Here is an 18,494-nt window from a genome sequence, read left to right as displayed (position 1 = left end):
GTGGCGGGGCCGGCGGAGTAGCCGATCAGGCCGTCGAGGGTGCCCTGCTTGGTGTAGCGGGGGTTGATCTGGAACGGGATGATGTTCCAGTCGGTGGGGATGTCGGGGTTGGGGACCATCCGGTAGGCGACCAGGGATCCGTTGTGCTTGAGCCGCAGCGCGTACTGGTCCGCGGTGTCGGACTGGACGAAGGCGAAGCCGGTGTTGGCGGGGACCCAGCGGCGGCCGACGGTGGGGTTGACCTGCTTCTTGGCGTCGTCGGGCTCCCAGTATCCGGACAGGCTCACCTTACTGGTGCGGGTGGTGGTGCCCTGGGTGATCCGGGTCTCGTTGCTCCAGCCCTTGCTCTCCTTGATGTCCCCGCTGATGTTGAGATTCATCGCCGAGGAGCTGGCCCGCGGAGGGCGTGAGCGTCACTGGTGCCTCCGGGATCGCGGGAGGGGCAGGGCCCGGGTCCCCCGCACCCGAGGAGCTGCCCGACCATGCGACCGCACCGTCCCCGCTGCGGCCAGCGGCCCGGCTATGCCTTGAGAAAGTCGAGGATTACGGGGTTGAGTACATCCGGGTAGACGGACAGCATGCCGTGCGGGTACCCCTCGTAGGTCTTCAGGGTCGCGTTCCGCAGGATCTCGGCGCTTCTTGGTGCCGCGTCCTCGTAGGGCACGACCTGGTCGTCGGTGCCGTGCATGACGAGCACCGGGACGTCGATCTTCTCCAGGTCTTCGGTGAAGTCCGTCTCGGAGAATGCCTTGATGCACTCGTAGTGCGCGTTCGCGGCGCCCGTCATCCCCTGCGCCCACCACCGGTCGACGAGCCCCTGGTTCATTTCGGCGCCGGGCCGGTTGTAGCCGTAGAAGGGCCCGGATGCCACGTCGATGTAGAACTGGGCGCGGTTGGCGGCGAGTCCGGCGCGCAGCTCGTCGAACGCCTCGACCGGGGTACCCTCGGGGTTGCTCTCCTTCTTGACCATGACGGGCGGCACCGCCGACACGATCACCGCCTTGGAGACGCGCCCGGGCTCGGCACGCGCGACGTAGTGGACCACTTCACCGCCTCCGGTGGAGTGGCCGATGTGCACGGCGTCCCGCAGATCCAGCGCGTCGGTCACCGCGGCCACGTCCGCGGCGTAGGTGTCCATCTCGTGACCCGACGACGGCTGGCCGGAGCGCCCGTGACCGCGACGGTCGTGCGCGATGACCCGGTAGCCCTTGGAGAGGAAGTACAGCAGTTGGTTGTCCCAGTCCACGTGGCTCAGGGGCCAGCCGTGGTGGAAGACGAGCGGTGTGGCGTCCCTCGGCCCCCAGTCCACGTAGAAGATGCTCGTGCCGTCCGCGGTGGTGACTGTGCTCATGGGGTGTTCCTTCCGGGTGGTTGGTCCGGTCCCTCCCGCGCTTGACTCCTCACGCGGGTGGTGAGTGCGGTTCCGGCAGGCGCCTTGCGGCGCCCCGCGACCGCCGTTCGCCGTGCTCTGCCGGTCGGCGGGCAGCCGGCCGGACTCGGGCCCTTCTGGAGGAAGTCGCCGTCGTTGTCGCGAATGGCGGGGGACCGCCGTCCCCCAAGTCCCGCTCGCTCGACGCGATCGCGACCCCGTCGCCGCGCAGCGATCGCGTCGAGTCGGCGAGGTCCGCATGCGGAGGAGGAGTGCTTGGCGCAGATCGGCCCGATGTGAGCGGCAGGACCGGCGGTGGGCGACGCTGGGCCCCTCCGCACAGGCTCGCGTGCGCACCGGCCGGCCGTGCCGGGCTCCCCATTCAGGGTGCGTCCGCCCACGAGGAGCGGCAACTCCGCAGGCGGGTGCGCGAGCCGCGGACCGCCGAGACCGTGGACGCCGCGGCCCGTGCCGACGCGCGTTTGACGACCTCCAATGTAACCATTACGGTTACTTCTGAGGAGGTGGTCACGTGGCGGGCAACAGCCAGCTCACCGTGGCGGCGCACGCGCTGACGTGGATAGAACTGCACGGTCGGATCGGGGACGGAACCGCGACATCCGAGGGGGTCGCGGGCAGCGTCAACACCAATCCCGTCGTGATCCGGCGGCTGCTCGGCCGGATGCGCGATGCCGGACTGGTGCACTCGAGACGCGGCGCCAACGCCGGGTGGGTACTCGCCAGACCGCTGGAGGACATCACCCTGCGGGACGTGTACGAGGCGATCGAGCAGTCGCCACTGTTCGCCATGCACCGCTCGGAACCCAACCTCGGCTGTCCGGTCGGTTCCGGTATCCAGCCCGCGATGCGTCCGGTGTACGCCCGTGTCGAGGAAGCCGTTCGCTCCGAGTTGGACCGGATCACGCTGGCCGACGTGCTGCGGGACGTCCTGGCCTCGCGGTAACGCCCGTATCGCCTCATGCTCGCGGTAACGCCCGTATCGCCTCATGCATACCTCCGGGGCCGGATCGGCATGCCGCCGGCGCCCCCTCCCTCCGTGCGATTCCGCCGGGGGGCGACACCATTGACCTTGAGGGCCGGTCGCAGCCCTTATAGAACTGGAGTTCTCATCATGGGACAGCTTGACGGCAAGACCGCCGTGGTAACCGGCGGTAACAGCGGGATCGGACTGGCCAGTGCCAAGCGTTTCGCCGCCGAGGGCGCGCATGTCTTCATCACCGGGCGACGGCAGGAGGCGCTGGACACCGCACTGGCCGAGATCGGACGGAACGCCACCGCCGTCCGGAGCGACGTCTCCGATCCGGCCGAGCTCGACCGGCTCTACGCCGCCGTCGCCGACCAGGGACGACGCGTGGACGTCCTGTTCGCCAACGCGGGCGGCGGTGCGTTCTCCACCTTGGAGCAGGTCACCGAGCAGCACTTCGACACCACCTTCGGCATCAATGTGCGGGGCACGCTCTTCACCGTCCAGAAGGCGTTGCCGCTGTTGAACGACGGTGCCTCGGTGATCCTCACCGGCTCCACCGCGGCGACCTCCGGTGGCGAGGCGTTCGGCGTCTACGCCGCATCCAAGGCCGCCATCCGCTCGTTCTCCCGTACCTGGGCCAACGAACTCAAGCACCGGGGGATCCGTGTCAACACCCTTGTCCCCGGCCCCATCGAGACACCCGGGAACGCCGCCCTCGCCCCCGGCGCGGACGAGGCGGCCAAGCTGTGGAGCCACTTCGCGAGCCAGGTGCCCCTGGGGCGCATGGGCCGCCCTGACGAGGCGGCCGCCGCGGCGCTCTTCCTCGCCAGTGACCAGAGCAGCTTCGTCACCGGTACGGAACTCTTCGTCGACGGCGGCCTCAACCAGATCTGAAGCGGGTGCGCGACCACGACGCCCCGGCAGTCCACACTGCCGATCCCGGCCCCCGCACCCGCCCACCAGCGAACTCATCAGCGGCCGCCACGGCAGAGACCGGTGCGGCGTGGGCCGGTGCGGTGGCGGTGGTGGCGCAGAGGGCGAGGGAGCGGTGGTGCCGGATCGGCGGGTGGGTCAGTCCCGGGGGTGAAGGAGTTCACCCGCGTACTGGTCGGGTTGCGCGGCCGCCGTCGGGGATCGGGGGCGCTCAGGTCAGTTCGGGTCCCCGGTGGCCTGGAGGCGGCGCAGGGCCAGGATCAGATTGCCGCTGCCGAACGTCGCGAGCGCGGCGACGCCCCACAGGGTCGCCGCGACACCGGCCCGGTCCAGCAGGGCGCCCGCGGCCAGGAAGCCCAGCGGCCCGGCCAGGGTGCTGATCGTGACCACGGCCTGCAACACCTTGGGCCCGAAGCCGTCCGGCAGCCGGGCGGAGAGCAGGCCCATCAGCGGCGCGTTCGCCAGGGGCGCGGCGGCCGATGACAGGCCGACGGCGACGACGAGCACGCTGGCCGGCACGGGCACCAGGAGCGTCCACAGGGGCAGAGCGACGCAGACCAGGGCCGTACAGGCGAGTCGTACGGGGGCGACCCGTGCGGCCAGCACATAGGCGGCCACCGAGCCCACCAGGCCACCGGCGCCATCGGCGGCGATCAGCAGGCCGCCGACCCTGGCGTCCCCCTCGAACCGGGCGAACGCCAGCACCGGCAGGGTGATCATCAGGGTTCGCAGCATCAGCCCGAACACCACGGTGGACAGCATCGCCCGGCTCAGGAACCAGTCGCCGCACAGATGCCGCACCCCCGCCCACAGGCCGCGGGGCCCGGCCGCGGATCCTCCGGCCCCGCCACCCCCTGCCGGGACGCGGCGCAGCAGCAGCAACCCGGAAAAGGCGAACGAGGCCGCGTCCAGCCACACCACCGATGTGGTCCCCACCAGCGGGATCAGCGCGCCCGCGAGCGCCGGTCCGGCGAACGCCGAGCCGTTCTGCACACCCGCCAGCGCGCTGTTGGCGCGGGCCAGAGAGCGGGCGTGCGGGCTCAGCAGTTCCATCGCCAGCACCCGCTGTGCCGCGTGGTACGGAACGGCCAGCGCCCCGAGCACCGCGACGATCGCCACGAGGACGGCCAGATTGAGCGCGCCCAGGGTCTGCAGCAGCGGGATCAGCGCCACCACCGGAGCGCGGGCGAGATCGGAGACGACCATGGTCCGGCGGGCACCCAGGCGCTGGATGACCTCTCCGCCCGCGAAGCCGAGCAGCGCCATGGGCAGCACCTGGGCCGCGAAGACCAGGCCCGCCCGGGTGGCCGAGCCGGTGGTCTCCAGCACCAGCCAGGGCAGCGCGAGCATGGTCATCTGGGTGCCCAACGCCGTCACCGCGCCCGCGACATAGACCGTCGTCAGCGCACGGCTCGGCCTGCCACCCGCTGTGCCGTTCGGCGCTCCGCCGGGTGGGACGGGGGCTGTGCCGGGCCGGGTCGCCGCGATCGTCATCGGGTCACCCCTTTCTCCTCGGTGGGTCCTGACCATGTGGTCGCCCCCGCACCCTGTCGCCCGCCCACCGTCCGGTGCCAGGGAAGGACCGGCAGTAGCTCACTGCCGGTGCCGCTGCGCTTTCTTCCCTGCCACGCAGCCCGCCCGTCCGGCAGTGTGATGGCCGTCGGAGCCCACCACAGCCAAGGCCACCGGCGGCGGAAGCGGACACCAACGAAGGGAGGGACGGCGATGAGCGGCGGTATCGGAACGGCGGTGCACGTCCCGTCCTTCGCCGCCCGCGACGGACGGCGAGCGGTCGAGACCCGGTATGTGGACGGTCTCCCGCAGATCGTGGCCTGGGATCTGACGACGGGTCAGCGCCGCCAGGCGACCACCGCACCGCTGGGTGTGGAGACCGCCGCCATCGAGCCGGACGGCCACGGCCTGTGGTGGTTCGACGCCGCTCCCGGCGGTCAAGGCCGCTGGCTGCGCGGGCCGTTCGAGGGCGGGCACCCGCGCCCGGCGCTCGACGGCGTACCCGCCGGGCGGATGCACGGCCTGGCCTTCGACCCCCGCAGTGGCCTCGCCGCCGTCGGCGTCGGGGTCGCGGACCGCTCGCGGCACTACCTCGGCCGACCGGGCGAGCGCGCCCGCCTGGTGGCCGAGGAGCCCGGCTATGCGGCAGTGGTGGGCCTGGCCCCCGGCGGCCGGCTGCTGGCCACCGCGGGGTGCCCGGCCGGACCGGCCGCGGTCCGGCTGTGGTCACCGGCCTCCGGCGTCCTCGTGGACGCCATCCCCGGCGAAGCGGGGGACGGCGACGGTGGCGCGGTGTGGGCGCTGGGCTTCCGCCCGGACCTCACCACCGCACGGCCGGAACTGCTGCTCGTCCTCGAACGCGCGGGCCGCTACACCCTGGCCTTCTGGCGGCAGGGCGAGGGGATCCGTACGCACGGTCCCGGCTCCGCCCTCGACTTCGACACGGAGATCACCGCCTGCTGGTACGGGCCCGGCCGCACGGCGCTGGTCCAGCAGGACCGGGCGGGACGCAGCCGCCTGCTGCGCGCCGACCTCGACCGCGGTACGACGACGGTGCTTCCCACGCCCGAGGGCACGATCATCGACTTCTCCTGCGCACCCGACCGCACGGTCCACTGCCTGTGGAGCCGCGACGGCGAACTGCCCCGGCCGCTGATCTGCCACCCGGAAAGGCCGGAAGGCTCGGAAAGTGCGGCGCACCCGGAACCCCCGGAACGTCCCGACCGCTCCGGCCACTCCGGCCGCTCCACGACGGCGTCACGCGGCACGGCGCCCGGCGGAACGACCGGATCCGGGCGCCGCGAGCTGTGGACACGTCGGCCGTACGGGCAGATCCACAGCTTTGTGGCCACCCCGCCCGGCCGCAGGGCGGGCCACCGCCCCTGGCCGACGGTCTTCCTCGTCCACGGCGGGCCCCACACCCACGACCGGGACGCCTATGACGCCCGGACCGAGGCCCTGGTCCGGGCCGGATTCGCCGTGGTGCGCACCAACTACCGCGGCTCGACGGGCTACGGCCCCCGCTGGCGGGACGACTTCAGCCACCGGGTCGGTCTCGCCCAGCTCGAAGACCTCGCCGCGGTGCGCGGCCACCTCATCGACGCGGGAGTATCGGAGCCGGGCCGTACCGGCCTGTGCGGCTACTCCTGGGGCGGCTATCTGACGCTGCTGGCGATGGGCGTCCAGCCCCGGCTCTGGGACGTGGGGCTGGCCGTCGCCCCGGTGGCCGACTACACGGCGGCGTACCGGGCGACGACGCCAGCGCTGCGGGAGGTCGACGACCGCCTCTTCGGCGGCACCCCCGAGCAGGTGCCACACCGCTATCGCGCGGCCTGCCCGATGACCTATGTGGGCCGTGTACGCGGCCCCATCTTCCTCGCCGCCTCGGCGGACGACGAGAAGTGCCCTCCGGAACAGATCGAGCGCTATCTCGCCGCGCTGCGGCGACGCGACGTCCCGCATCGCGTCCGGTGGCTCGGCGGCGGACACGACGTGGGCCGTGACCCAGCCGGACACGCCGCCGCCTGGGCCGCCATGGTGCGCTACGCCGACGACGCGCTGCGCGCCTCCCCCAGAACCGCCGACCGCCGCAGCAGCGGGCGGACCGGCTCGCACCACCCCGTCCACCACACCGAAGAAAGGTCAACCCTATGAAGCGTCACGGACTGCGCGTCGACCCCATCAGCGCCACCGAGCGGGAGCGCGGGCTCATCATTCCGCCGCACACCCAGGCCGCCCTGGACAAGGCGGTCCCGGTCCGGCCGAACGGCCCGGCGCGGACCTGCACCACCCGCACGAAGAAGAACACGGAGAAGAAGTCGCCTCTGCAGTGAGCCCAAGCAGCGCCGTAGCGGGGTGCCACGCCCGGCACCCCGCCGCGGCGCCGGCCGTGCCGGTGAGGACAGGAAAACATCATGACCACAACTACGGCAGCGACGGCAGCACCCCGGACGAACAGTCCCCGGCCGGAGAAGCACCGGCCGGACAAGCCCGAGACGACGGAACCGCGCCAGAACCCGCCGACGTTCCTCAGCGACCCGTACCCGACCCTGGCCAGGATGCGGCAATCGGCCCCGGTCTCCGTGCTGCACAGCGACGGCGGCCTGCGGCTGTGGATCATCCCGCGCTACGTCGATGTCCGGGCCGCGCTCTTCGACCGCTGCTTCGCGCAGGATGTCCGGCGCGCCCAGGCCCTGGCCGACAGCCGGGTCGAGGGCGTCACACTGGGCACCGAGGTCACCCATATGCTCAGCAGCGATCCGCCCGACCACACCCGCCTCCGCCGCGTGGTCCAGGCGGCGTTCAGCCGCAAGCGGGTCGAGGCGATGCGGCCGATGGTCGAGCGCATCACCCTCGAACTCCTCGACGGGCTGGACGCGGCAGCCGCGCGCCACACGACCCGCACCACCACCGCCACGGTGGACCTGATACGTGACTTCGCCTTCCCGCTGCCGATCCTCGTCGTCTGCGAACTGCTCGGCTTCCCGCCCGAGGACCGCGACCTCTACCGGAAGTGGTCGACCGCCATCGTCACCCAGGAGGGCGACCACGAGGCGTTCCGGCGAGCCGTCCAGGAGATGGGCTCGTACGTCCTGGCCATCGCCGACCGGCGTATCCGCCGCAATGACCGTCCCGCCGATCTGCTCACCGAGCTGCTGGCGGCCCGCGAGCGTGGGGAGCTGACGGACGACGAGATCGTGGGCATGGTCGCCCTGCTGCTGATCGGCGGGCATGAGACCACCGTGAACCTGCTGGGCACCTCCTTCCTCGCGCTGCTGCGCGATCCCGGCCAGGCCGCCTGGCTGCGCGCCGATCTCACCCGGATGCCCAGGGCCGTCGAGGAGTTCCTGCGCTACGACTCCCCCATCTGTATGGCCACCACCCGCTTCACCACCGAGCCGGTGAATGTCGGCGGGGTGGAGATCCCGCAGGACGAGTTCGTGCTGCTGTCCCTCGGCGCGGCCAACCGCGACCCGGCGCGCTTCCAGGACCCCGACCGCCTCATCCTCGACCGCCAGGACGCCGGCCATCTCGCCTTCGGCGGTGGCATCCACCGCTGCCTCGGGGCCCTGCTCGGCAAGCTGGAGACCGAGATCGCGCTCACCGCGCTCCTCGCCCGCTTCCCCGGAACGACCCTGGCCTGCCAGGAGCGCGACCTGCGCTGGCGCAACACGATGATGCTGCGCGGCTTGGAGGCGCTGCCCCTCACCCTGCGCCGCTGACCCCCGCCCCGACCCTGCCACCCTCACCGCCTCCCGCTCCGTCGCGGCCTGGGCCGGGTCGGTCGAGGAGAACGGGACACGGGGTGCGCAAGGAGGAACCGCGCCAGACGTACGGCAGGCGAACGGGCCGCCGACCGACGCCGACCCGCCGATCAGGCGCCCGCCCGGGACCGTAGGATCGGGTGCCCTGGGGGTGGGGTGAATATGGTGAAGCGGCGCCCCGGCACCACGCCGACGCTGGAGTAAGCGGCCGCGCTTGCCGAGGTGGGGCGGGGCACGGTCTCCCGCGTCATCGACAACGCGACCGGTGTCAAGGAATCGACCCGGCGTGCCGTGCAGCAGGCCATCGCCGAGCTGGGCTACGTGCCCAACCTGGCGGCCCGTTCACCGGCCAGGCGGCGTCCGCGGCTACCTGCGGCAACGCGGGATCGCGGGATCGCGGGATCGCGCACACGATTCCCGAGAAGGAAGACCAGCGCGAGCACCGCCGCAAACCGCGGTCGGCGAGGCGGCCGACCACCGGGCATCGACCGCGATGCCTACCGCCGTCGCAACACCGTCGAACGCTGCTTCAACCACCTCAGAAGACGGACCCTAGCTAGGGCTTGTCTGACAAAGGATCTTGGCGGCTCGTGCGCTGGCCGGGTCGTGTGGTCAGGAGGTGGGGCGGGTGCCGGGGGTGTGGCCGAAGGTGCGGCGGAAGACGTCGATGAAGGTGCTTGCAGATGACCAGCCGCAGTGGTGGGCGACTGCGGTGACGGGGGTGTCGTCGGCCAGGAGGATCAGGGCGTGGTGGAGCCTGATCTGGGTGCGCCACTGCGGATAGGTGAGGCCGAGGTTGTCGCGGAGGCGGCGGGAGAGGGTGCGGGCGCTGGCACCGATCTGGCGTCCGAGGTCGTCGAGGGAACGATTGTCGGCCGGGTCGGCGCGCAGGACGTCGTGCAGTTCACGGAGCAGGGGGTCGGTGGGGGCCGGCAGGTGCAGGGGGCGTTCGGGGGAGATGGTGAGCTGGTCGAGCATGACGGCGCGCAGGCGGTGGTGGGGTGGGCTGTCGTTGTCGGGGTCGCGGGTGTAGGCGACGATGAGTTCGCGCAGGAGGGGGCTGACGGCGAGGACGGCGGGTTTGTCCAGGCCGAGGGGGTTGTCGGTGGCGGGCAGGCCGACGAGGTGGAGGTCGAGCTCGCCGTGGGCCTGGTGCTGGTGGACGGTGCCGGCGGGGATCCAGAGCGCCCGGGTGGCGGGGGCGACCCAGGAGCCGGCGTCGGTGGTCACGGCGATGGTGCCCCGGCTGGCGTAGGCGATCTGGTGGTCGTCGTGGCGGTGCGCGTCGATCTCGCCGCCGGACGCCAGGCGCTGGGTTCGGGTCGGCGCAACGGATTCGTGGCGGATTTTCTGCATCACCTGTCAATCTATCGAAAGCACGACACGTGGTGGTTCTCCCAGCATGGGAGGGGTGCGAAGGAATACATCGATCTTGCTGCTGGCCGTGGGACATGCCTGCGTCGACATCTACCAGGGCGCCGTCGCGGCGCTGATCCCGTTCTTCGTGGCCGAACGGGACTACACCTACGCGGTCGCGTCCGGCATCGTGCTGGCCGCGTCCCTGCTGTCGTCGGTGGCCCAGCCGGTGTTCGGGGTACTCACCGACCGGTGGGCAATGCCGTGGCTGCTGCCGGTCAGCACCCTGCTGGGCGGGGTGGGCATCGCGGTCAGTGGCCTGAGCGGCTCCTACGGGCTCACCCTGTTCTTCGTCGCCGTCTCCGGCATCGGCGTGGCCGCCTACCACCCGGAGTCCGCCCGCGTGGCCCGGCTGGCCAGTGAAGGCAGCCACAGTGCGATGAGCTGGTTCTCCCTCGGCGGCAACATCGGCTTTGCGCTCGCCCCGCTCATGGTGTCGGCCGCGATCGGACACGGCTCCCTGCGCTGGACACCCGTCCTCGTTCTGCCCGCGCTCGCCGGCGCCGCCCTGTGTGTGCCCGTCCAGCGGATGCTCGCCCGGCCGCAGACCGGCACGGCCAAGACACAGGCGCCCCGCAGCGCGGACGACGTGGCCTCGTTCGTGAAGCTGTCCCTGGCGGTCGTCTTCCGCTCCATCGTCTTCACCGGCCTGAGCACCTTCATCTCCCTCTACGCCCAGCAGCGCATGCAAGGCAGCACCACCGCAGGGACCGTCGCCCTGTTCCTGCTGTTCCTGGGCGGCGCCGTTGGCTCTGTCCTGGGCGGATCCCTGGCCAACCGCTACGACCGCGTCCGCGTCTCCCGCTGGTCCTACCTGCTCTCGATCGCCGCCGTCACCGGAGTGATCTACACACCCGGCCCGGCCATGTTCCTCTTCGTGGCCCTCACCTCCGCCGGCCTGTACGTCCCCTTCTCCCTCCAGGTCACCCTCGGCCAGGACTACCTGCCCTCCCGCATCGGCACCGCCAGCGGCGTCACCCTCGGCCTCACCGTCAGCATCGGCGGCCTCATCAGCCCGCTGCTGGGACACCTCGCCGACACCACCAACCTCCAGACAGCCCTCGCCCCCCTGATCGGCATGCCCGCCCTGAGCTCGCTCCTCTTCCGCGCCCTGCCCGAACCCACCGCCCCCACCCGGACCGCCGCACTCGCGCCCGCATCCGCACGACAAGACGCGTAGACCCACGCCGACCAGTGAGCACGCGTATGGCCCGCCGGACGGACGAGGACGTGCCCGAGCATGGAACCTGCCGCCTGCCGGGGCGAGCTGACTCAAACCGCGTGGGAGCGCATAGCGCCCCTGCTGCCGAGAGCTGACGGGCGGGGACGGCCGTGGCGGGACCACCGGCAGGTGATCAACGGCGTGCTGTGGCGCCTGCGGACCGGCGCGCCCTGGCGGGACGTGCCCGAACGCTACGGCCCATGGCAGACCATCTACGAGCGCTTCGCCCGCTGGGAGACGGACCGCACCTGGGCAAAGCTGCTCGAACACGTCCAGATACGCGAAGACGCAACCGGCACGGTGAAGTGGACGGTGTCGGTGGACTCCACCATCGCCCGCACGCACCAGCACGCCTCCGGGGCCCGCAGAGAGAAGACCCCAGCGGGGAACGAATCGAACAACCCGACACGCACCGTAGGCAACGACCAGGCGCTCGGCCGGTCCCGCGGCGGGCTGACCACGAAGGTCCACCTCGCCTGCGACGGCCGGGGCCTCCCCCTAGCCCTCGTCGTCACACCCGGCAACGTCAACGACTCCACCGTCTTCGACACCGTCATGGACACCTTGAGAGTGCCCCGGGCAGGCGCCGGACGACCACGATGCCGACCTGACGCGGTCATCGCGGACAAGGCGTACTCGTCCCGCGCCATCCGACAAGCCCTGCGAGGCCGGGGTATCCGGGCAGTAATCCCGGAACGCACGGACCAAAAGGCCAACCGCGCACGGCGCGGACAGGACGGCGGCAGACCACCGACTTTCGATCGCGAGCTCTACAAAGACCGCAACGTGGTCGAGCGCTGCTTCGCTCGCCTCAAACAGTTCCGCGCGATCGCCACCCGCTTCGACAAACTGTCCAACCACTACAAGGCCGGACTCCAGCTCGCCTCACTGATCCTCTGGCTCCGCGAACCTGCCCAAGATCCTTTGTCAGACAGGGCCTAGGCGGGGGCAATGAAGTGCTTGGGGGGCGACATACTCGATCATGCGGCTGTCCATCGTGTTCGACACGCCCACGTAGTCGAACATCGCGAGGTGCTGCACGGCCTCGCAGAGCCGACGCCGCCCGCGTGTGGGCAGATGGGCACGCCGAACTTCGCGACCAGAGCGGCCCCGCCTCGCCGCCGGCGCCCTTGCCACCCGGGTCCATGCAGCGCGGCGCGCGGAGCGCCTGATCTCCCGCACCCGGCCGCGCGCCGTCGCCGTGCCCGCCGCCTCGAGGTCGCACCCGCGGCCGTCCCACTCCGACCGGGAGGCCGACCGCGTCCTGGAGCAGGAGACCGGCGTCGACACGGTGGAGCAGACCCGCCGGACCCTTGAGACCGCCGCCGCCAAGCTCCAGGACGGCACCCGGGAGCGCGCCGCCGCCCACGGCCCCCGACCACAGCCCGCCCCGGCGCCGGCCCTGCCGCACACCCAGCAGCCCCGCACCCAGCACGCGCCGGGCGGGACCACAGGAGGAGTCGCGTGAGCACCCCGGAAGAACAACCCAGCCTTGACGACGCCCTCGCCCGCGCCCGCGCAGCAACCAAGGACATATCCGCCGCGCCCGATGAGAACCAGGAGCCCGAGTCCGATGAGCCCCCGGGGTGGCAGCCGATCTGGAAGCGCCCCCGGAAGCCAAAGTCGAAGGCGGCGAAGAAGCAGAAGAAGCAGGAGCTGCGCAAGCAGCGGCGGCGACTCCAGGAAGCCGGGCGGCGCCGCCTCGCCGCCGCGCAGTCGCGCCGGCCCCGGTCCCGGTCCCGGCAGAACCGGATCGGCAACGCTGCCACGCGCCGCGATGCCCGTGCCCTGTCCCGGGTGCGGCACTCCACCGCCTGGCTGTGGTGACGATGCCGGGCATCGTCCACCGCGGTGGAGATCGTGCCTGCGCGACCGGATCCCGGACGCGGGCACAAGCCGCTGAACCAGATGGCGCCTGCGACGGGATCCTGACGACACGGCAGGCGGAGTACCTCGACTACGGCCAACAGATTCGCAACGGCATGGCGCACGGCCAGACCACGCACGCGGTAGTGCCGCCGGCCATGGCGGTGCCGATGGTGACGACCTCGTTCACGATCGTCTCGGAGCTATGCACCGCTGTCTTGTGACAGCGAAGTTGAGTCGATTGCCGTTGAGGTTGGTCCCATGCTGACGGCAGTGGTGGTTCCTCGCGTGCAGGCGGCCGTCGACGACTTCACCCGACCCGTCGCCCGGGGCCGGAGGATGACCGCCGACCTGCGCGCCCTGTACCCGGGCGATACCAAGGACCGGGCCGTGCTGCGCCCGCTGACCCGCAAGCGGCCCGCGCCCTACGAGCGGGCGCGCCTCGCTGCCGGCGCTCTGGCCGCCCGGGTCCGCGCCGCGCGGTGAGCGGAGCGCCGGGGCTCTCGCCCCCGGCCGTACGCCGTCGCGGTGCCCGCCGCCTCGAGATCGCACCCGCGGCCGTTCCGCTCCGGCCCGAAGACTGACCGTCCCCGGCCCTTGGAGCCCGAGTCCGGCATCCGTACGACTCAGGTCGCGGTCGACAGAGGCGCTCCGGGCTCCGGTTGAGTGGCGGCGGTGGGAGTCGTGCACACCGTCAGGGTTGGGCAGCATCCGCCAGGGGGAGCCTGTGTCCCGCGGGCCGCTGACTGACGCCGAACCCTGGTGTAGCGGCCGTTGTTCGAGAGCCGGAGAGACTTCAGGGATGGAGTTGGTGCACGGTGGAACGACGCATGCCAGTGGCAACGCACTGGGGCAGTTTCGTAGCCGTGGTCGATTCGGGTCAGCTGGTGCGCATTGAGCCCCGGGGTGATGACCCCGCGCCGTCGCCGATCGGTCCGGGCATGGTGACGGCTGCTGAGGACAGTGCGCGTGTGCTGCGGCCCGCGGTACGCAAAGGGTGGCTCAACGGCTTGCCGCGCGCCGATGAAACGGCCAGAGGTGCGGACACTTTCGTAGAGGTCAGCTGGGACGACGCGCTCACGCTGGTGAGCGAGGAATTACGCCGCGTGCGCGCACAGCACGGGGACAGCGCGGTGTTCGGCGGCTCGTACGGCTGGGCCAGTGCGGGCGGCTTCCACCATGCGCAGGGTCAGCTCCAGCGGTTCCTGGCGCTGGGCGGGGGCTACACCGACTCGCGCAACACGTACAGCACCGCCGCTCTTGAGGTCATCCTTCCGCATGTGATCGGCGGGGCTCCGTGGAGCTACCAGTCCCGGATGCCGATGTGGGACGAGATCGCCGAGAGCTGTGAGCTCGTGGTGGCGTTCGGAGGGCTGGCTCTGAAGAACAGCCAGGTCAACCCTGGCGGGCTGGCCCGGCACCAGACGCGGGACCTGCAGCGGAAGTGCCGCGAGGCCGGGGTGCGGTTCGTGAACGTCAGCCCGATCCGTAGTGACACCGCCGACTTCCTCGACGCCGAATGGCTGCCGGTCATCCCCAACACCGACACCGCCTTGATGCTCGGCATCGCGCACACGATGCTGGTCAACGACTGGCACGACGAGGACTTCCTCACCCGCTGCTGCGAGGGGTTCGACCGCTTCGCCTCCTACCTGACCGGCGACGTGGACGGCGTCGTCAAGGACGCCGACTGGGCCGCGAGGATCACGGGCATCAGCCGCGACACGATCACCGATCTCACCCGCCGCCTGTCCACACAGCGTTCCCTCATCATGGTCAACTACGCCATACAGCGGGCGGACCACGGTGAACAGCCGATCTGGATGTCGGTCGTGCTGGCCGCCATGGCGGGTTCGCTGGGCCGGCCCGGCTGCGGCTGGGGCGCCGGCTACGCGACAATGGACGCGACCGGTGTTGCCCCGGGCCGCCCGTCTGTGGCGTCGATGCCGCGGGTGGCGAACCCTGTTGCGGACTTCATTCCGGTCGCCCGGATCGCAGACACCCTGCTGGAACCGGGCGCGATCATCGACTACGACGGTCAGCGCCTGACCCTGCCGGACCTGCGCCTGATCTACTGGTGCGGAGGAAACCCCTTCCACCACCACCAGGACCTCCACCGCCTCACCCGAGCCTGGCAGCGCCCGGACACGGTGGTGGTCCATGAAGCCTGGTGGAATACCACGGCGAAGTTCGCCGACATCGTGCTCCCCGTCGCGACCAGTCTGGAGCGCGACGACTTCGCCGCGGGGTTCTCCGACCCTCACCTGGTCGCGATGCCGAAGGCCCGCGAGCCGGCCGGCGAGGCACGCACCGACCACCAGATCTTCGCCGCTTTGGCCGCCCGGCTCGGCTATGAGCGCGAGTTCACCCAGTCGCGTTCCGAGATCGAATGGGTCCGGCACCTCTACGACCAGACACGGGCGAACCTCGGCGCCGACGCGGCCCTGCCAAACTTCGACGACTTCTGGCAACGCGCCTGCGGTGTCGAACTGCCGGCACTCAGCGGTCCGTTTCCTGGCAGCTTCGAAGCACTGCGCTCCGATCCGCAGCGCTTCCCCCTGACAACGCCATCGGGCCGGATCGAGATCTTCTCCGAGGAGATCGACTCCTTCGGCTACGACGACTGCACCGGACATCCAGCGTGGTTCGAACCCGTGGAATGGCTTCGCGCCGACCTGGCGGACCGCTTCCCGCTGCACCTGATCTAGAATCAGCCTGCCTCGCGCCTGCACAGCCAGTACGACAACGGTAGCCACAGCCTCACGTCAAAGATCCACGGCCGTGAGCCCGTAACGATCAACCCGCAAGATGCGGCATCACGCGGTATCGAGAACGGCATGATCGTGCGTGTCTTCAACGACCGAGGCAGCTGTCTGGCGGGCGCGATCCTGTCGGACGCCGTCATGCCCGGCGTCATCCAGCTGTCCACCGGAGCGTGGTGGGACCCAGCCCAGCCAGGCCGGAGCGGAACCTTGGACCGCCACGGCAACCCCAACACCCTCACCGGGGATCGCGGGTGCTCGCGTCTGTCCCAGGGACCCAGTGCGCACAGTGCTCTCGTCGATGTCGAGGTCTACGACGGGCCGGTCGAGGAGGTACTCGCCTTCACACCACCACACCTCGAACATTAAAACGCCAACTCAACGGTTTGCCGTGTTCACCCTCGTCGGGCGCCCGGTCGGCAGGTCCGACCGGTGCCCAGCCTCCACTCAGACGTTTGCGTCGCCGTAACTGCGTCAATACGGTACGCAGTCATGACTGCACTTCAAGAACTCAAATACGGCCAGTGGTTCAGGGGTGCCGATGTCGATGGCGACGGGTTCATCACCCAGTGCGACGTCCGCAAGATGAGCGAGCGCTACATCAGCGCCCGCGAGACCACGCCTGATGCCGAGACCGTCCGCCGGCTCATCGAGGGGATGGACCAGTTCTGGTCGAACGTCATCGCCCCGATGGATCAGGACGGTGACGGGAAGGTCGATGTGCGGGAGATGACCGAAGGCTTCAAGAGTGTCCTGACCGACCGCGCGTTCTACCCGCAGCAGATTGCGCCGGTCACCAACTGCTTCTTCGACCTCGTCGACCTCAACGGAGACGGCAAGATCGACCAGGCCGAGTTCCAGCAGATGTTCAGCTCGGTCGCCGCCGTCCCCGGCGAGGACTGCGCCGCCGTCTTCACCGCTCTGGACCTCGATGGTTCCGGCGGACTGAGCCGTGAGGAGTTCCACCAGGCACTCGAAGAGTTCTTCTACGGCAACGACCCCGACGCTCCCGCCAACCACATCTTCGGCAAGGTCACCGCCTGACAATCCCCGTATATGCCCCCGGACCAGCGCTTATGCCAGAGTCTCAGCAGGGCCGGGGAGGGGACGCCGTAGGCGGGCGACTGGAGACGTCCGTCGCGAAGTGGCGCTGCGCGTCCTGCCGGCCCTTCGTGACGCCGAAGGAGACCAGCACAACTGGCGGCGCAGCCCGATGCGGGATCTCCTTGGCCCTTGATCGAGTGCTCACACCTTCCCCGGGACGTTTGCGGGATCCTGCCCTGGTCGCCGCGCCCTGGCTTCCTCACCGGGCCGCCCCGGACACCGGCCCCATCAAGCGCCAGCGCGCTGCGGCCGTTATTTAGGGACGCCGCGGCAGCTGAGCCGCCCGTCGTTGCGACCGGGCAGTTATCGGTGGAGTGGTGGAAGCAGTGGACTGCGGGGACTGGTCCAACGCTGTGGGCCGTCGCCTGCCGGGGGCGGCGACCCGTCCGTGCTATAGGGCGAGGGCGTGTGCGTGCGCCTCGTCGAGCAGTTCCCGCACCGCCGAGGTGGTGGGTGCGACGGCGGTGACGAGCAGTGCTGGGCCGCCTGCCAGCGGTGCGAGGACGGCACACCCGTCCTTGGCACCGTTGCCGAGCAGTACGGGCTCCCGCAGGGCGTCGAGGCGGGGGTCGACCACCTGGCTTTGTTCACGAGAACGGGTTCTGGCTCAGCTTCTGGGCTCTGTCTCAGATTTGGGGGTGTCAGCCGGTTGATCAAGGTGAGAGAAGAATGCGGCGTCATAGGAGGTCGAAGTTGGCCCGGCCGTACATCTGTCTCTTCAGCAGCTTGATTCTGGTGACGTTGCCCTCGACCGCTCCCGAGGTGAAGGTGGTGGTCAGGGCGGCGAGTACTGCTGCGTGGTCGCGCCGTATGCCGGCGGCCAGGGTGCGGAGTTCTCGTTGTCCGTCGAGGTGGACGTCGGCGAGCCAGACGTCGAGGGCGAGATGCTCGCTGCGGCGTTCGCGCACCATCGCGGCCAGGCGCCGGGCGTATTCGGTGGTCGTGGTCAGGGCGGGACTGCGTTCGCACAGCTCGCCGAGGCACTTGCGCTCGGTCTCGGTGAGGTGTTCGGGTCGGCGCATGATCCAGTCGGTGACCCGGCGGACGGTCAGATGGGGCAGCGGAGCATCCGTGGGGAACTCGGAGTGGAAGGAGACGTTCACGCAGGTGAGACGATCCGCCACCAGTTCCGCATGACCTACGAGCCGAACCTGCCCAACCTGCGCCAGGTCCACCTGATGCACGAGGAACTCTTCGACGAACTCGCGCTCAGGGGCTATAGGGTCTCTGCGGGCCAGCTCGGCGAAAACATCACCACGCGCGGGGTGGACCTGTTGGGGCTGCCCACCGGCGCCCTGCTCCATCTCGGGGAGCAGGCGGTACTTGAGGTGACCGGACTGCGCAACCCATGCTCGAAGATCAACGACTTCCGCAAGGGGCTGCTCGGCGAGGTCTTCGCCATGGACCCCTTGTCCGGCGAGTTCACGTTCAAGTGTGGCGTCATGGCTGTGGTCCGCCGTGGCGGAACCGTCCGCCCCGACGATTCCATCCAGGTCGAGCACCCGCCACCCCCTCACCGCCCGCTGGAACGGGTCTAGGTTCTTGTTCCGTGGTCATC

The 18,494-nt window shown here is 70.5% G+C and carries 18 protein-coding genes and 4 pseudogenes; 16 read left to right on the top strand and 6 right to left on the bottom strand.

The window, feature by feature from the left end; all coding sequences use genetic code 11:
- Positions 1 to 520 precede the first annotated feature (520 nt).
- Positions 521 to 1,351, bottom strand: coding sequence for an alpha/beta fold hydrolase (locus ACZ6CZ_RS32530; protein WP_469028444.1), 831 nt, complete (start codon positions 1,349 to 1,351; stop codon positions 521 to 523).
- Between the two features lie 550 nt (positions 1,352 to 1,901).
- Between ACZ6CZ_RS32530 and ACZ6CZ_RS32525 the strand changes: the two genes are divergently transcribed.
- Together ACZ6CZ_RS32525 and ACZ6CZ_RS32520 are read left to right on the top strand one after the other, a co-directional pair.
- Positions 1,902 to 2,333 carry an Rrf2 family transcriptional regulator gene (locus ACZ6CZ_RS32525; RefSeq protein ID WP_469028442.1) on the top strand — a complete coding sequence of 144 codons (432 nt, stop codon included), beginning with the start codon at positions 1,902 to 1,904 and terminating at the stop codon, positions 2,331 to 2,333.
- A gap of 168 nt (positions 2,334 to 2,501) precedes the next feature.
- Complete coding sequence (locus ACZ6CZ_RS32520) at positions 2,502 to 3,251, top strand: glucose 1-dehydrogenase (RefSeq protein ID WP_469028439.1); 750 nt, start codon at positions 2,502 to 2,504, stop codon at positions 3,249 to 3,251.
- Positions 3,252 to 3,506: 255 nt separating this feature from the next.
- On the opposite strand, the gene ACZ6CZ_RS32515 is transcribed toward ACZ6CZ_RS32520, so the two are convergent.
- Positions 3,507 to 4,784 carry an MFS transporter gene (locus tag ACZ6CZ_RS32515; RefSeq protein ID WP_469028437.1) on the bottom strand — a complete coding sequence of 426 codons (1,278 nt, stop codon included), beginning with the start codon at positions 4,782 to 4,784 and terminating at the stop codon, positions 3,507 to 3,509.
- Positions 4,785 to 5,015: 231 nt separating this feature from the next.
- Here ACZ6CZ_RS32515 and ACZ6CZ_RS32510 point away from each other — a divergent pair, with 231 nt between their 5' ends.
- The 4 genes and pseudogenes from ACZ6CZ_RS32510 to ACZ6CZ_RS32495 all read left to right on the top strand — a co-directional run.
- Entirely contained in the window at positions 5,016 to 6,956 is a 1,941-nt protein-coding gene (locus ACZ6CZ_RS32510) for an alpha/beta hydrolase family protein (RefSeq protein ID WP_469028435.1), read from the top strand.
- Complete coding sequence (locus ACZ6CZ_RS32505) at positions 6,953 to 7,135, top strand: hypothetical protein (protein WP_469028432.1); 183 nt, start codon at positions 6,953 to 6,955, stop codon at positions 7,133 to 7,135. The genes ACZ6CZ_RS32510 and ACZ6CZ_RS32505 overlap by 4 nt, the downstream gene beginning before the upstream one ends.
- 81 nt (positions 7,136 to 7,216) lie before the next feature.
- Positions 7,217 to 8,524: a cytochrome P450 family protein gene (locus ACZ6CZ_RS32500; protein WP_469028430.1), complete on the top strand. Its 1,308-nt coding sequence runs from the start codon at positions 7,217 to 7,219 to the stop codon at positions 8,522 to 8,524.
- A 204-nt stretch (positions 8,525 to 8,728) separates the two neighbouring features.
- Positions 8,729 to 8,926 (top strand): annotated as a pseudogene (locus ACZ6CZ_RS32495) (LacI family DNA-binding transcriptional regulator); the annotation flags it as partial.
- Positions 8,927 to 9,178: 252 nt separating this feature from the next.
- Here ACZ6CZ_RS32495 and ACZ6CZ_RS32490 read toward each other — a convergent pair.
- Positions 9,179 to 9,922: an AraC family transcriptional regulator gene (locus tag ACZ6CZ_RS32490; RefSeq protein ID WP_469028428.1), complete on the bottom strand. Its 744-nt coding sequence runs from the start codon at positions 9,920 to 9,922 to the stop codon at positions 9,179 to 9,181.
- A 55-nt stretch (positions 9,923 to 9,977) separates the two neighbouring features.
- Here ACZ6CZ_RS32490 and ACZ6CZ_RS32485 point away from each other — a divergent pair, with 55 nt between their 5' ends.
- On the top strand, positions 9,978 to 11,162 hold the full coding sequence (locus ACZ6CZ_RS32485; RefSeq protein ID WP_469028425.1) for an MFS transporter: 1,185 nt from the start codon (positions 9,978 to 9,980) through the stop codon (positions 11,160 to 11,162).
- Positions 11,163 to 11,222: 60 nt separating this feature from the next.
- Positions 11,223 to 12,146 (top strand): IS5 family transposase, encoded by a 924-nt coding sequence (locus tag ACZ6CZ_RS32480; RefSeq protein WP_469028423.1) that lies wholly within the window; start codon positions 11,223 to 11,225, stop codon positions 12,144 to 12,146.
- A gap of 27 nt (positions 12,147 to 12,173) precedes the next feature.
- Here the strand turns inward: ACZ6CZ_RS32480 and ACZ6CZ_RS32475 are convergent.
- Positions 12,174 to 12,307 (bottom strand): annotated as a pseudogene (locus ACZ6CZ_RS32475) (fuconate dehydratase); the annotation flags it as partial.
- 98 nt (positions 12,308 to 12,405) lie between these two features.
- Here ACZ6CZ_RS32475 and ACZ6CZ_RS32470 point away from each other — a divergent pair.
- The 7 genes and pseudogenes from ACZ6CZ_RS32470 (at position 12,406) to ACZ6CZ_RS32440 (ending at position 16,876) form a co-directional block, all read left to right on the top strand.
- On the top strand, positions 12,406 to 12,672 hold the full coding sequence (locus ACZ6CZ_RS32470; protein ID WP_469028563.1) for a hypothetical protein: 267 nt from the start codon (positions 12,406 to 12,408) through the stop codon (positions 12,670 to 12,672).
- Positions 12,669 to 13,031 carry a hypothetical protein gene (locus ACZ6CZ_RS32465; RefSeq protein ID WP_469028421.1) on the top strand — a complete coding sequence of 121 codons (363 nt, stop codon included), beginning with the start codon at positions 12,669 to 12,671 and terminating at the stop codon, positions 13,029 to 13,031. The genes ACZ6CZ_RS32470 and ACZ6CZ_RS32465 overlap by 4 nt, the downstream gene beginning before the upstream one ends.
- Positions 13,025 to 13,294: a hypothetical protein gene (locus tag ACZ6CZ_RS32460; RefSeq protein ID WP_469028418.1), complete on the top strand. Its 270-nt coding sequence runs from the start codon at positions 13,025 to 13,027 to the stop codon at positions 13,292 to 13,294. The genes ACZ6CZ_RS32465 and ACZ6CZ_RS32460 overlap by 7 nt, the downstream gene beginning before the upstream one ends.
- Positions 13,295 to 13,358: 64 nt before the next feature.
- Positions 13,359 to 13,688, top strand: a pseudogene (locus tag ACZ6CZ_RS32455) (MobF family relaxase); the annotation flags it as partial.
- Positions 13,689 to 13,900: 212 nt separating this feature from the next.
- Entirely contained in the window at positions 13,901 to 15,778 is a 1,878-nt protein-coding gene (locus tag ACZ6CZ_RS32450) for a molybdopterin-dependent oxidoreductase (protein ID WP_469028416.1), read from the top strand.
- 18 nt (positions 15,779 to 15,796) lie between these two features.
- Positions 15,797 to 16,201, top strand: a complete 405-nt coding sequence (locus ACZ6CZ_RS32445; protein ID WP_469028548.1) for a molybdopterin dinucleotide binding domain-containing protein — start codon at positions 15,797 to 15,799, stop codon at positions 16,199 to 16,201.
- A 123-nt stretch (positions 16,202 to 16,324) separates the two neighbouring features.
- A complete protein-coding gene (locus tag ACZ6CZ_RS32440; protein ID WP_469028414.1) occupies positions 16,325 to 16,876 on the top strand; it encodes an EF-hand domain-containing protein in 552 nt (183 codons plus the stop codon).
- A 451-nt stretch (positions 16,877 to 17,327) separates the two neighbouring features.
- On the opposite strand, the gene ACZ6CZ_RS32435 is transcribed toward ACZ6CZ_RS32440, so the two are convergent.
- On the bottom strand, positions 17,328 to 17,513 hold the full coding sequence (locus tag ACZ6CZ_RS32435) for a hypothetical protein (RefSeq protein WP_469028411.1): 186 nt from the start codon (positions 17,511 to 17,513) through the stop codon (positions 17,328 to 17,330).
- Between the two features lie 100 nt (positions 17,514 to 17,613).
- The gene (locus ACZ6CZ_RS32430; RefSeq protein ID WP_469028409.1) at positions 17,614 to 18,039 is read right to left on the bottom strand and encodes an ISL3 family transposase; all 426 of its coding nucleotides are present in this window, start codon (positions 18,037 to 18,039) and stop codon (positions 17,614 to 17,616) included.
- Here ACZ6CZ_RS32430 and ACZ6CZ_RS32425 point away from each other — a divergent pair.
- Positions 18,016 to 18,474, top strand: a pseudogene (locus ACZ6CZ_RS32425) (MOSC domain-containing protein); the annotation flags it as partial. The gene ACZ6CZ_RS32430 and the pseudogene ACZ6CZ_RS32425 overlap by 24 nt on opposite strands.
- Positions 18,475 to 18,494: the final 20 nt, after the last annotated feature.

Source organism: Streptomyces sp. NPDC041135, from assembly GCF_055592085.1.
This window is presented reverse-complemented; position numbering and strand designations above follow the sequence as displayed.